A 12,727-nucleotide genomic window follows, 5' to 3' on the forward strand; every position below is an offset into this window, starting at 1 on the left:
CCTGAATATTTATCGCATAAGCTCTTTCGCTGTATTGATCATTCAGAAGTACATCTCAAAGAAACCAGCATTTGATCTTCTTTTATCTGGACAGAAAAATAGTTCAGAATTATTACAAAGTTGTTTATGGATAATGATTCCCCTGACATGTTATCCAATTGAACAAACAGCATTGTTTTAGTTTATTTTCGAGAACATCTTCATTACTACCGTTTTTATTTTGATATATTTCTATAATTTTGTAATAAGAATCCCGGAGGAATTGTTTAATGTTTGATAATACTTGCGCGCCTGAAACCCAAAATAAAGCAAAACTGTGTTTATTTGAAAATGCACGTTTTAGATATTTTTAACGTTTTACCGGGTGACTTATGCTCAACCGTGTAAGTATTATTAAAAATGTGTGACCGTGTATAAAATACTTTCCGCTTTTTATTAATCATTAATAACTTCACTCCAAAATGAGAAATTTAGTAGGACTTACGCACTTGAGGAACAAAATAAATAATAGCAAAGATTGTGGATTAAAGTCACGTATTAAACCGTTTACTGCCTGATGCTATTGATTTTTCAGTTAAACTGCGTAAGTCCGAATTTAGGAAAGGAAGTTTAATCAAACAAGCTTTAATTAGACTTTGAAGAGTTTTAACCTCTGGTTTCAGTTCAAGTATATAGAAGTAGAATTTAAGACAACCAGTCACTAAGACAACCAGTCACGGAAAAAATGTAAAGTGGTATAGTTTCAGATTAATTCATACTTAGATAATTGAAGATTTATATATGAAAAAACATAAATAACGCGTCATCAAAAAGAATACTTGAATTTAAATACTTCTATCTTATAGAAGAGTGTGTAAGAATATAGTTCACGGCTTACAGTGGGGTAAAACACCTTAAATCTGATTTCTTATTCTTTATTCAGCACCCTGCCCCTGTCTGTTTTACTCCGCAGGCAGGGGGCAAAAGAGATTCTGGTGCTTTCAACAATCTAGGAGGCGATTTAGATCGTGTCTATTCAGAGAGACACTTAGTTATGCTACTCGTGTCTGTTTGGTAGAGACACTTAATTATACTACAAACCAGTATTTAATACTTTTGATTTCTTTTTTACTACTTTGTATTACATATTATAATTATTGTTTTACTTAAGCTGAGGAAAATTCTTTACGGAATTATTTCCAAATAATTTTAGATGAACTTTTGATAATATGCGGTTGACAGAAAATTGCGTGACCGGAAATTTATCAACCGATAACAAGTTTCGGGAAATATTCAAAGAGCATAGATATGCCCTGCTTTTCAAGCTCAGGTATTCTGTGCAGGCTGTGTGAAAAATGCAGTGTGAAAACGGAGATCTTCCTCCATTCAAATCTGACAGTATCATCCCGTTAACTGTCTAAAACGTGACTTTAATCCACAGTCTCTGACGTAATTGATTTTGGTTCTCAAGTGAATAAGTCCTAAATATTTAGAACTCGGACAAAAAAGTTTTTAAACATTATTTTCTTCAATAGATTAGGGTGTTGTACAATTGACAGATTCTAAAACTAATATTCAATGTAGCAAAAATAGTTCTAAATTTCTTTTTTTAAACAAAAAGACTATTATCAGGCTTTATATCGTTATAGTCTGGTTTACAATTGCGCAAATCTTATTGATTATGACTGAGATGGCATCTTATGAAGACATTAAGTATTTCTTCTGGATAGAATCAGTCTTAGTGCCATTATTTTTTGTGCTGTATATAAAGGGAGTACCAGATCACCTATCCAGAGAACAAGAAAAAGAACAGAAAAAGGCAATCTTTGTGCTTGTCTTTTCTTTTGCATGTATGTTAATGGTGCTTTTTATGGCTATGTTAAATGGGTAATAAAATTTGTTCAAATGATGGCATCTGTGTACTTAATTCTTCAAATTAAGATGCCTGCTTAAGTGGCTCTGTTAATTTCCATTAAATACATAAGTTGTGCCTACAGTATTGAGCAGGAACTGTTCTGGCATTGCTTCTTCAAGCCTGTTTATGGCTTTCCAGCCTGTACAGTGCATGGGTACGACATAATCAGGTTTTATCCTTCGCATCTCATCAATTGTAGGCTGAATTATCGGGTCAAAAGTCCTGCCTGTCAGATGAAAACCTCCGAGCACTGCATGAACCTTATCCATTCCTGCAAGTTTTTTTGCGTATTCAACTGTGTTGATAATTCCGGCATGTGCGCAGCCGCTGATTACCACAAGCCCCTTGCCCTTAAGTTTTATCACAAGTCCCTGATCGTCCCGGAAAGGGTCAGTTGTCCATTTACCATTGATTTTTGCTTCAGCCCACGAAAACCCTTTTTCAAAAGCTGTTGTGCGTTCAACTTCTCCGGTTGTATAAATAAGGTCGTCTGCAACCGAGACAGGTTTTTCAGATTTTATTAAACTAACTCCTGCTGATTTCAGGGTGCTTTCATCAAGCGAAGGCACTGTGACCGGGCTCCCGATTGCGGGAACATTGAGACGCCTTTCAAGAAAGACATCGGGATGAAGAAAAAGCGGAATTTTAGTCTTTCCCTTTTCATTTAGAAACTTTAGGATTTCTTCTAGCCCGAAAAAATGGTCCGGATGTCCGTGACTGAGAATAATGGCCTCAAGCTCGCTCAGGTCGGCTTTCAAAAACCTTGCGTTACTAAAAAGGCAGGCTGGAGTTACTGCCGCATCCATCAGCAAGGTATGTTTCTCATCCCCGGCAAAGACTTTAATTAAACACGAAAACCCGTGTTCTGCAAGAAGTGTATGAGGAATAGGTAAATGCGGCCTTTTGCATATGTCAGTACTTTCTACCAGCATATCCGTATAATTATCTACCAGGATTGTTACTTCCAGCCGGTCAGCTTCCCGTATATTCAGCTTGTTCATATCGGTGTTATTCATATTAAACATCAGTAACTTTTAGTTTCTCTAACCGTTTTTGTAATACTACAGGATTTATACAGGGGATATAGGATTTATATGGGAATATAAAATTTATAGAGAAAATATAAAATTTATACATGTGAATGGATGGAAATCTACTCATCTATATGTTCTTCTCCATACTCATTGTGCTTTCCTTGCAGCTATCGCTATCCAGTCCCCGCCTTTACTGTATAACTCTCCTGAGAGACTGTTCCATGCCTGTTCAACTTTAAACCCATTCTTTTCAAGAATCCGACTTATAATTTCAAGGGAATAGTCATGCAGCCATAGCCTGTAAACCTTTACAGTCCCATCTTCATCCACGATTATATACTGATTTAGCCAGGTATCATTTTCCGGATAATCAAATCCTTCTTCCAGCACAAAGTGCCTGCCCGGTCTCCAGAACCCGCCTTCGGAGAAATACCACCTGTTTTTGAGCCCTTCCCGCATGCGTAGCTCTCTTGTGGACACGTCAAAGATGAAAATTCCGTCGTCCTTAAGTGCTCTGCGAACGAGGCTCAGGAGCATGTCGCGTTTTTCATCGGAAAAGGTACAGATTTCCCCATAGACCTGAAGAACGGCATCAAAAATCCCTTCATAATCGATATTGAAAAAGTCTGCACAAATATAATCGATATCATGTCCATCTCTTTCAGCCTGAGCCCGCGCATAATCTATAGACCGTCTGGAAAGGTCGATGCCAGTTACTTTCATACCTTCAAAACACAGCCTACTGCTGTACAGCCCTGGCCCACAGCCAAGATCAAGTACCCGATCTCCGGTTTTCAGGAATCCTGAGGTTACGAGATGGCAAACTGTTTTTTCGATCTCAGCATTTTTTCGACTAGCTCCGTCATGGGTCTGGTTAAGATGAGCTTCGAGCATGCTTTTCGAGATATATGGATCGTCCCAGAAACGAGGCTCACCGGGTTCGAAAAGAGGGGGTTTTAAAGGTTGAGAGAAAATAGAGAAAAGATTGTGGGGCATTTAAATAAATTATTTGAGGTTCTTATATATAAAGTAAATAGGACTTACGCAGTTGAACTGAAGAATCAACATTGTGTTATTCGATCAAACGAACATCACAAAACAGAGAGCATGACCTACAATTCCTAATATATGTCTTTCTATTGGAACACTGCCTGCCTTCAATTCTACCATGAAAAGCTTCATTTCTGTGATATTTTTAGCAAGCATAAAAGCAAAGGTCTTAATCTCAATAGTTTACCATTGGTCATCGATTAAGGAATTTTCTTTCCTAAAAGCTATCGATTTTGCATTAGAAGCCGACCTTAAATTCTGGCCTATATACATGAAATCGATATTCTGTTCCAGCCCATAACGGATTGAAATTTTTGATAAGTGTTGTGGAAATTGACGCAATTTGTCACGATTCCTCATTTAATCGATGATCAAATGAATAAAAATTAAAATGGGTATTATCCAATTGTACAAATCAAAATAGTGTACAAATCAAAATGGTGTACTTGACGGGGGGGTTAAAAACCGCTCGCCCCCAAATTAGCGGTATCTTTTACTCCTTTTTCTACAGAGAGAGAAGAGAATTATTTCTTTTTCTCTTTTCCTATAGTTATGCTTTTGTAAGGCTCGCCGGTTTTTTACTCTTTCTTTGTTCGTAAGTTCTTCCTGCTAATTTTTCTTATTTTCTCTTTTTCCTGACCCAGACTTTCCTTTATAATCTCACTTGTTGGCTTTTTTCTTGTCCACATACTTTTCTTCACTTTCGGCTTTTCTTCTTCGGTTCTTTCTTCTTCGTCTTCATCGAGATCTATTCCGAGCTTAGAATTTACGGAAAACAGGGCTTTTTTAGCCTCGATATGGTCTGGATTGAGCCGGAGGGCCCTTTCAAGAGCTCCGAGAGCTTCTTCATTTTTATCAAGGCCTGAAAGGGACATGCCTTTGCAGTACCAGGCATCGGAAGAATCAGGTTTGATTGAAATCGCTTTACTGCAGGCTGCAAGAGCTCTTTTGAATTTGCCGAGCTTGAGGTGGACAAGGCCTTTCCCTATCCAGGTCTTTGCATTATCAGGGTTTATTTTGAGGGCAGCGTCATAAGCTATCATGGCTTCCACAGGCCTGTCCAGGTTGTATAGAGCAAAACCTTTACCCACAAGGGTTCTTGCAAGGTTCGGGTTAAGATTAAGCGCGGCGTCATAAGCTTCTATGGATTCTTCATATCGGCCCAGATCCGCAAGCACAGAACCTTTTGCATGCCATGCTCCTGCAAGCTTCGGGTTTGCAGAAAGGGCTTTTTCAGAATCCGCAAGAGCTTTTTCGTGCTGCTTTAGCCTGCAAAGTACTGAAGTTTTTAGATTCCAGGATTTATCGCTGTCAGGTTTTATTTCGAGTAACCTGTCAAAGACCTGTAACGCATCTCCTTCCCTGTTGAGCTGCAGGAGCACAAAAGCTTTTTCGTAAAGGTAGTGAGGGTTTTCAGGCTCGATTTCAAGAGCTTTTTTAATCGCCTTTAAGGATTCACTATACCTTCTGTGCTTTAGAAACACTGCTGCCTTGCCAGCCCAGGCTGCGGCATCTTCAGGGTTTACCTTAAGGGCCTTTTCGTGTGCTTCAAGGGCTTTGTTCAGGCGGTCATAAGCTGTCACAGTAGTTCTATCGGTTCTGCCTGTTCTCTTGCCTGTTTTGCCTGTTCCACCCGCTCTACCACTTTTACCTGTTTTGCCTGTCCCATCTGTTTTGTTTGTTCTGCCCGGTTTTCCTGTTCGTCTGCTTCTATTTTCTTTAAAATCATTTGCCATAATATCAGTTCCATATGATTCGGTTTAGAGTGATGATACGGTTTAGAGTAATGATACGGTTTAGAGTGATGATTCGGTTTAGAGTGATGATTCTTTGCAAAGGGAAGTCAGTAGAATCCTGTACACACCCCACCTCTCCTTATGAGTAGTAAATTTTTCGGGAAATTTTATTCCAAACTCCGTTTTCTTATTTCAAGCTGATCCTGTTAATATTAAATCCAGGGTAATAGATTGTCTTGCAGAAAGGGAGAACTCACCCTTGAGCGCAAATTTATCTATTCAAGCTGTCTCAAAACTACATTTGATTCTACAAGTAAGATAATATGCTATGCTTCAAGGCAAATACATATCTGAATTTCAGAATAATTCTCGATCTGAATGTAAAGTCAACAATTCCAATATATCCAATTGTAGAAATGGGTAGAATTTTGAGACAACCTGCAAAAAGATGTTTTGGATTCTGAAGACATTGCAAAGTTATACAGGGTAAGATGAGACATAAAACTTCTTTTCAAAGAATTAAAAAGTGAATATAACCTTGATGTTCCTCATACAAAAAATGTGCACATAATTGAATTTCTAATATGGACTCCTATATTAACGTTAATCGCTATCAAAAGAATATATTCTATTGTAAGGAACTCAATACAGGATCATAAAAATGGATTATAGAACAGTAGTTACTTAATCTCTTTAAATCCCGTCTCATTAGACTAAACTATTTCTTGAGAATCAGAAATAAAAAACATTGAAACAGTTAAGTCTGCAGGCGATAAACAAAAAAATTGATGTAACCACTTGAAATTTTCAGTATTATTCTTAACTCATTTTTACCTGAGCTTTTCAAGCGGTAATGTATTGCTCGTCAAGTAGCGTAAAATTTTCTTCATCTAATTTTGCGTTATGAAGAGTTTTTACTTTAGAGAGCTGGTCAAATGATAAGTTTTTCACGTTATTTAGATTAGCTCCTTGAAGATTTGCTTCATGAAGGTTAGCTTCTTGAAGGTTTGCTTCTTGAAGGTCAGACTTTTGAAGGTCAGCTACATAAAGATCAGCTGCCTGGAGGTCAGCCCCGCGCAGGTCGGCTCCATAAAGACTAGCTCCCTGGAAGTTAGTTCCTTGAAGATTAGCTCCTTGAAGGTTAGCCAGATGGAGATTGGATAGCTGGAGGTTTGCTCCTTGAAGGTTAGCCCCCTTAAGGTTTGCCCTTGTAAAGTTAACCCCTTGAAGATTAGCTCCTTGAAGATTAGCTCCTTGAAGATTAGTGCCTACACCCTCTAAAAGGTAAGAATTTGAGAGGTCGGCTCCTTGCATGTTTGCATCCTGGAGGTTTGCCTCCTGGAAGTTAGCCCCGCGCAGGTCAGCCCCGCGCAGGTCAGCTCTATAAAGATTAGCCCCTTGAAAATCAGCCTGTGTAAGGTTAGCTTTTATGAGATAAGCTTCCTGAAGGTTAGCTTCTTGAAAGTTAGCCCATATAAGGTTCTTTTTTTCAAGATGAGCGCCTGGAAGGTTAACTCCTCTATAGTTTTTTCTCTCTATAATGTTCATATGTAATAATTGGTGTTCCATAAAAATAAATATTACTATTCTAGGAAGATACCATCCGTTCTCCGAGGTTCATTCATCCGGAGCGAAATTTACAGGCTAACTGTGTTCAAAAAAAGGGAAATCTGGCTCTTCGTTATTCCCTATGGATAAGATGGTTTCAATTCAAGACCACGTTGGTTTTTATGAGAATACAATGAGGATATCCACACAAAACAACGAAGAGCCTTTGTCCAGAGTCAGGCTTTCTGCAGGCTTTAATTCGATCTTTCTGCAGGCTTTAATTCGATCTTTCTGCAGGTTTTAATTCAATCTTTCTGCAGGTTTTAATTCAATCTTTCTGCAGGTTTTAATTCAATCTTTCTGCAGGTTTATAATTCAATCTGCTTTTCAACGCCACCGATTATTACTTTAAAACTGCCTGCCGGTATAGACTTAGTATTATATTCATAGTTGAGATTTCCTTCTGAATCTACTTCCACCTCTTGCACAGCTGTGATCTTGAGTTTGACAGTAGAACCACTTGCCTTTCCATCGATCCTGATATTATATGTCCCTGGAGGAACACCCATCTGGGAAACAGTAGCAATCCCGTTTTGTGCCTTTGCGCTTTTTGTTAACCACAGAATAATCTTTGCTCTCACATTAAGGTCATCAGCTCCTGTTGCCTGCACCGTAAAACTGTTGTCGAACCCGGAGGGGATTATTATATTTTCAAGCATGTACTCGTATTCTCCATCCTGTACCGTTACATCTTTTTCGAAGGACACCTGAACTTTCGCAGTATCTCCCACAAAGCCGGTTCCTTTTATCTCTATTACATCTCCAGCGGAATTCTCAGGAGTAAGTTCCCAACTGCCAGCTCCATCTGCTCCAGAAGACAGGTTTGAATTGTTGTAATCGATACGAATTGGGCCCGCGAAGGAATTGAAAATCAGATCATTATTTTCCAGGTACTCCAGCAATGCATATGCCCCGTTTCCGAAGTTCGCATCGCCAAAAATCGTTTGATGGACAGTTTCACCGGTATCCCAGTCAAGTCCGAGCACTTCCCAGCCATCTGGCAACCTGTAACCATTGATGAGGGCCATATTACCCAACTGGCTGTAAATCGGAACCATGCTCGTCGACGAAACATCTGATCTTGCCCATACTGAAGACCATTCATTTGTTGATGTGTTCCATTGGAAGCGCTCGGCACCATATGCAGTATCATATGCCGGGCCCATGAGCGAGACCTGAAGAATCTTGTTCTGGCCTAACAGGTCAGAGCTGACATTTTCCGGAATGTTATTCACAACAAAGGCCCCGTATCCAGATACGACTACGGACTGCTCCGTCTGTATCCACTCGGGAAGGGTTGTAAAATTGCAAGTTACCGGAATCTGCCCTGCGATACGTTCGGATCCCTCAGGGATTTCGTCGCGCCAGAATGCCACCAGGTTCATCTGTTTGGCACCATCGGTTATGGCCGCCAGCTTATCCTCATCGTCGCCGAATCCCATGAGCGTTGGAGTGGACCCTGTGCCATTGCCTACCTTGATCATAGGAGGTTGTTCCGAATTGGTATATGGGCTTGACCATGCACCATCAGCTTCATTGTCGGAAAGATTCTTGCCGTTCCAGACGAGCTTGTGCATGACACTATCACTTGCCAGATATATGCCATTGTTTTCATCTACAGCAACTGAGTTGCTAACGTACTCACCGCTCCCAAGCTTGTAAAAAGATGTAGAGGTTGTGTTGAGGTCGCGATTGATGACTGCCACTCCATTGCTAAAAGTGATAATAAGGTAGCCGTCGTATGTCATGGAAAGGCCAAATAATCTTGCGTACGGCGGGTGGTCATCGCCCTGGATAGCAGTGACTACATCTTCTAGCATGTAGAGTTTCTTTATGCCTGCAGATGGGTTGTTCGGATCGTTTAATGCAAACGCGTAGAGGTTATCTCCATAATTTGTATACAGCACGTTTTCGTTATCGACTACCGAGTACAGCCCATTCCCAAAGCGGTCTGCGTAATTTTCACCGAAAAGGCTTTTCAAGGAACTATTCATCGAGCTTGTGTTCATTCCCACCGCAGACGACTCGCCAAAGGTACTGAAATTTTCATCCGGAACAGCCGGAGATGAGTTGTTTGACGCATCTGCAAGTGCCTCATATTTTGCCACCGCAGTCCAATTGTTGTCGGTCGCATTAACGTAGCTTACGCGATCGCTTCCAACTGCCCACATGTAACTCTTATTAGTGGATGCAAGAGTTATGATGTTTATCGGGCCGCCAGAGACAGTTGGTTGAGTCGTTGGGTCTACAGTGAAGTTACCGCGAGGAGGCCCGTAGGGTGTAGAGTCGCTCTGCGAAGAGTCAAAATGTGTGATGGCATAAAGTGAAGATGCCAGGTAGGGATTAACAGTGGGTCCGTTGACCACGTCGGATGTGGTATTTGCGGATTCCTCAGCATAGGCGTTTGGAATGACGCCAAAAAGCACGATAGCGCACACCGAGATTGCAACCGTTAATACTAATCTTTGATTTGATTTCAGAGGATTTTCTATAGTCTTCATGAACCGCACCTTTTGATTTATTTATATTTGTATAAAGTTTAGGTGCTTGAAGTATAAAATGTATCTTATTCAAGTTGTATAATAAAAAATAAATTTTTCATATATGATGAAAATTTAAAAATGTGGTCAAGTTTGAAAAACAGAATCTTAAGACATATTTTACTATAATGTGAATTTAAACTATAATGTTTCATGTACTTGATTTTATACATCGAGTGCGTAAGTCTTTGGAATTAAGTACTATTTTTAAGGTCATTGTGTACATGAGTTTCGGAATAGTTTATGATCTTTCTATAAAGTTTACCTTATCAAGTATCCAATCCAGTTTCCACAGATATACACAGGTATGCGATCTATTTTCCCGATCTGTCAGTAATTCAAAAATGTACTTCCCGTTTATGTGCTCCCGGTTAAGGCAAAAATCTTTCCTGACAGCTTTCCTGAAAGTGAATTTTTAGTTACAGGTCTCAGTGTACGTTTGTAAGTTTAATATAAAATTTAGGACTTAATAGTTTGAAGATGGTGTGGACATAAATATGGAAAAGGATTGCATGAGACGAAAAGAGTTCCACAGCCGATGATCTATGAAAAAGAATGCATTGCTTTTGAAGAATAGAGAATACAGGCAAAAGGCAGGCAAAAGACAGGAAAAAATAGTAAAAAACAGGAAAAGACAGGAAAAAATAGTAAAAAACAGGAAAAGACAGGAAAAAATAAGTTAGCGGGCCCGCCGCGATTCGAACACGAGTCAATGGGTATCTTCGTAATTATCTTACTTCGAAGCCCATTAGGATATCCTGGCTACCCTACGAGCCCTTGGTGCAGCACTATTGATAGAAGCTATCCATATTAAACTTTTCTCTCAAAATTAAGGCTGCAGGGAATACAGGTAGCGAGAATTAGGCCAGGAGTAGGATTTTATGTCTCTCAAACTATTTTGAATTTTAAATATCATATCTGGGAAAAAAACATTTCTGAAAATTCAGTACAAAATGTTCAAATTGGATAAGGATGGCAGAGGAGTAAATAAAAATATATAGTAAGTGAAACAGAATTAGCAGTACAAACTGAGTTAAAAAAATAAAGTAGATGATTTTCATGGAAGATGATTTTCATGAAATTACTGTAAAGCTAATGAAAAATAGTAAACCTTTCTCTATTTATAAACAGCTTCTAAATCTCAGGGTCATTTAGAGACTGTTCTAAGCCTTTAAGTTAAGAATCTTATATATATTCACAGTCCGGGAAGCTATAAGGGTAAAGTACAGAAAAAGTGAGGATTTACAAAAATGGAAAGGGTTTCAACAGGCATAGAGGAGCTGGACAGGAAGCTGAGTGGGGGTTATCCTGCAAATAAAGTAACCCTTATAACCGGTATAGCAGGAAGCGGGAAAACAATCTTTGGAATCCATTTTATTTATAAAAATTGTCTTGAAGGCAAAAAATGTATGATTATCGCAACTGAGGAAAGTCCTGAAGATATTCTTTATCAGGCAAGCCTGCTAGGGCGCGACTTCACAACGTACTATGAGAGTGGACAGCTTATTATACAAAATATCTTCGAAAGCCGTTCGGAAATAATAGAACAGACCAGATACGGTTTTAAGCCTGAAAGCCTGAACCTCGAAATCCCGAATCTTATAGAATTAATACATGAAGGAACGGAATGCCTCGTAATAGATAATATAGGTACCTTTGCTCTCAGGATTTCCATAAAAAAGCTAAGAGACCAGTTTGACGCGCTAAACTACATGGTAAGGAAGAAAGGCTGTACAGCTCTTTTAATCATGGATGAGTCCGCACACAACATGACCTACCAGCTTGCTGAATATTCGGTTTATGGATCTATTCACCTTTTAGTAAGGGAAAATTCTTATCTTGGAAAAATGGAGCGCTACCTGAGCATACCCAAGATGCGCAGTACCCCTATTTCCCCTGAAATGTCTGTTTTTGAAATTACATCTGAAGGGATTGTAATTCGTGAGTCTAGGGGGTGAAACCTTGCAGAATGAAAATAACAAACCTAAAATCCTTATTGTCGATGATGTGCTTGAGAACATAGAGCTTATAGAGGCCTACCTTTCGGTGGAGCCATATGATCTTATTACTGCCAACAGTGGAAAGGAAGCTATCCAGAAATTAAAGGAAGAAAAGCTCGATATGATCTTGCTGGATATCATGATGCCTGAAATAAGCGGCTATGAGGTATGCAAAATTATCAAAAAAGACCCCGAAACTCAATTCATTCCGGTTCTGATGCTCACCGCTCTTTCTGAAATTGAAGACCGAATAAAAGGAATTGAGGCCGGGGCTGATGATTTTCTTACGAAACCTATAAACAGGCTTGAGCTTAAGACCCGGGTAAAATCCTTACTCAGGGTAAAATGCATGCATGACCGACTGGTAGCTGACCGCAACAGCCTTGAGGTAAAAAACCGGGTACAGAGTATTCTTACCGCAATTATTCCCACTCTTCTAAGGGTTATTTCTAATGAGGAAAAAAAGGTCATAATTAACCAGATGACAGGCATGGTCGAAAAAATGCTGTTCGACACATATCACCTTGAGAACAGGGAACTGGACTTCGCCTATGCAGGTGAGGTCTGTGCCGAGATAATGAATCAGCTGGGTGGAAGCTTTTCCTCTGAAAAGGGTGAAAAAGAAAGTTCATGGATAGTCAGGGGAACAAAATGCCCCTGGAAAGGAGAAGAAGCCCGTAAAAATCCTATTTTATGCACCTTGACCCGGAAAATTTTTTCGGACATAACTTTGAAAGTGGACTCTGATTTCAGTGTAGAGGCGCTGAAGACTATAGGGAACAGGAACGATTGCTGTGAATTCCTTATAAAGGTAGTGTGAAATTTAGTTTTCCTGAAATCAGTTTTTTACTAAATTTCATGTTCA

General features: G+C 39.4%; 9 protein-coding genes, 1 tRNA gene and 1 pseudogene. 4 read left to right on the top strand and 7 right to left on the bottom strand.

The features are described from left to right. The first annotated feature begins 1,531 nt into the window (after window positions 1–1,531). Window positions 1,532–1,870, top strand: a complete 339-nt coding sequence (locus tag MSVAZ_RS11925) for a hypothetical protein (protein ID WP_048121256.1) — start codon at window positions 1,532–1,534, stop codon at window positions 1,868–1,870. A gap of 71 nt (window positions 1,871–1,941) precedes the next feature. On the opposite strand, the gene MSVAZ_RS11930 is transcribed toward MSVAZ_RS11925, so the two are convergent. From MSVAZ_RS11930 to MSVAZ_RS21300, 4 genes are all read right to left on the bottom strand, one after another. Beyond that, window positions 1,942–2,910: an MBL fold metallo-hydrolase gene (locus MSVAZ_RS11930; protein ID WP_232316080.1), complete on the bottom strand. Its 969-nt coding sequence runs from the start codon at window positions 2,908–2,910 to the stop codon at window positions 1,942–1,944. Window positions 2,911–3,075: 165 nt separating this feature from the next. Then, a complete protein-coding gene (locus MSVAZ_RS11935) occupies window positions 3,076–3,924 on the bottom strand; it encodes an SAM-dependent methyltransferase (RefSeq protein WP_052727967.1) in 849 nt (282 codons plus the stop codon). A gap of 632 nt (window positions 3,925–4,556) precedes the next feature. Next, entirely contained in the window at window positions 4,557–5,561 is a 1,005-nt protein-coding gene (locus MSVAZ_RS11940) for a tetratricopeptide repeat protein (RefSeq protein ID WP_232316081.1), read from the bottom strand. Continuing rightward, window positions 5,558–5,707: a hypothetical protein gene (locus MSVAZ_RS21300; RefSeq protein ID WP_232316082.1), complete on the bottom strand. Its 150-nt coding sequence runs from the start codon at window positions 5,705–5,707 to the stop codon at window positions 5,558–5,560. The genes MSVAZ_RS11940 and MSVAZ_RS21300 overlap by 4 nt, the downstream gene beginning before the upstream one ends. 442 nt (window positions 5,708–6,149) lie before the next feature. Between MSVAZ_RS21300 and MSVAZ_RS21305 the strand changes: the two are divergent. Beyond that, window positions 6,150–6,359: pseudogene (locus MSVAZ_RS21305) on the top strand (IS4 family transposase); the annotation flags it as partial. A 198-nt stretch (window positions 6,360–6,557) separates the two neighbouring features. On the opposite strand, the gene MSVAZ_RS11945 reads toward MSVAZ_RS21305, so the two are convergent. From MSVAZ_RS11945 to MSVAZ_RS11955, 3 genes are all read right to left on the bottom strand, one after another. Further along, window positions 6,558–7,262, bottom strand: coding sequence for a pentapeptide repeat-containing protein (locus MSVAZ_RS11945; RefSeq protein ID WP_052727968.1), 705 nt, complete (start codon window positions 7,260–7,262; stop codon window positions 6,558–6,560). 368 nt (window positions 7,263–7,630) lie between these two features. After that, window positions 7,631–9,823 (bottom strand): hypothetical protein, encoded by a 2,193-nt coding sequence (locus tag MSVAZ_RS20905; RefSeq protein WP_052727969.1) that lies wholly within the window; start codon window positions 9,821–9,823, stop codon window positions 7,631–7,633. A 722-nt stretch (window positions 9,824–10,545) separates the two neighbouring features. Next, a tRNA-Arg gene (locus MSVAZ_RS11955) sits at window positions 10,546–10,639 on the bottom strand. 473 nt (window positions 10,640–11,112) lie between these two features. On the opposite strand from MSVAZ_RS11955, the gene MSVAZ_RS11960 reads away from it, so the two are divergent. Both MSVAZ_RS11960 and MSVAZ_RS11965 read left to right on the top strand, forming a co-directional pair. After that, on the top strand, window positions 11,113–11,820 hold the full coding sequence (locus MSVAZ_RS11960) for an ATPase domain-containing protein (protein ID WP_048121260.1): 708 nt from the start codon (window positions 11,113–11,115) through the stop codon (window positions 11,818–11,820). A gap of 4 nt (window positions 11,821–11,824) precedes the next feature. Next, window positions 11,825–12,682: a methanogen output domain 1-containing protein gene (locus MSVAZ_RS11965; protein ID WP_084626133.1), complete on the top strand. Its 858-nt coding sequence runs from the start codon at window positions 11,825–11,827 to the stop codon at window positions 12,680–12,682. The last annotated feature ends 45 nt before the right edge of the window (window positions 12,683–12,727 follow it).

It is taken from the genome of Methanosarcina vacuolata Z-761 (assembly GCF_000969905.1).
GTDB lineage: Archaea > Halobacteriota > Methanosarcinia > Methanosarcinales > Methanosarcinaceae > Methanosarcina > Methanosarcina vacuolata.

What these genes read in the sequence shown, in the direction of transcription:
- MSVAZ_RS11930 (WP_232316080.1), bottom strand. Translation starts at nt 2,910, where the DNA reads ATGAATAACACCGATATGAACAAGCTGAATATACGGGAAGCTGACCGG.
- MSVAZ_RS11935 (WP_052727967.1), bottom strand. Translation starts at nt 3,924, where the DNA reads ATGCCCCACAATCTTTTCTCTATTTTCTCTCAACCTTTAAAACCCCCT.
- MSVAZ_RS21300 (WP_232316082.1), bottom strand. Translation starts at nt 5,707, where the DNA reads ATGATTTTAAAGAAAATAGAAGCAGACGAACAGGAAAACCGGGCAGAA.
- MSVAZ_RS11945 (WP_052727968.1), bottom strand. Translation starts at nt 7,262, where the DNA reads ATGAACATTATAGAGAGAAAAAACTATAGAGGAGTTAACCTTCCAGGC.
- MSVAZ_RS20905 (WP_052727969.1), bottom strand. Translation starts at nt 9,823, where the DNA reads ATGAAGACTATAGAAAATCCTCTGAAATCAAATCAAAGATTAGTATTA.
- MSVAZ_RS11960 (WP_048121260.1), top strand. Translation starts at nt 11,113, where the DNA reads ATGGAAAGGGTTTCAACAGGCATAGAGGAGCTGGACAGGAAGCTGAGT.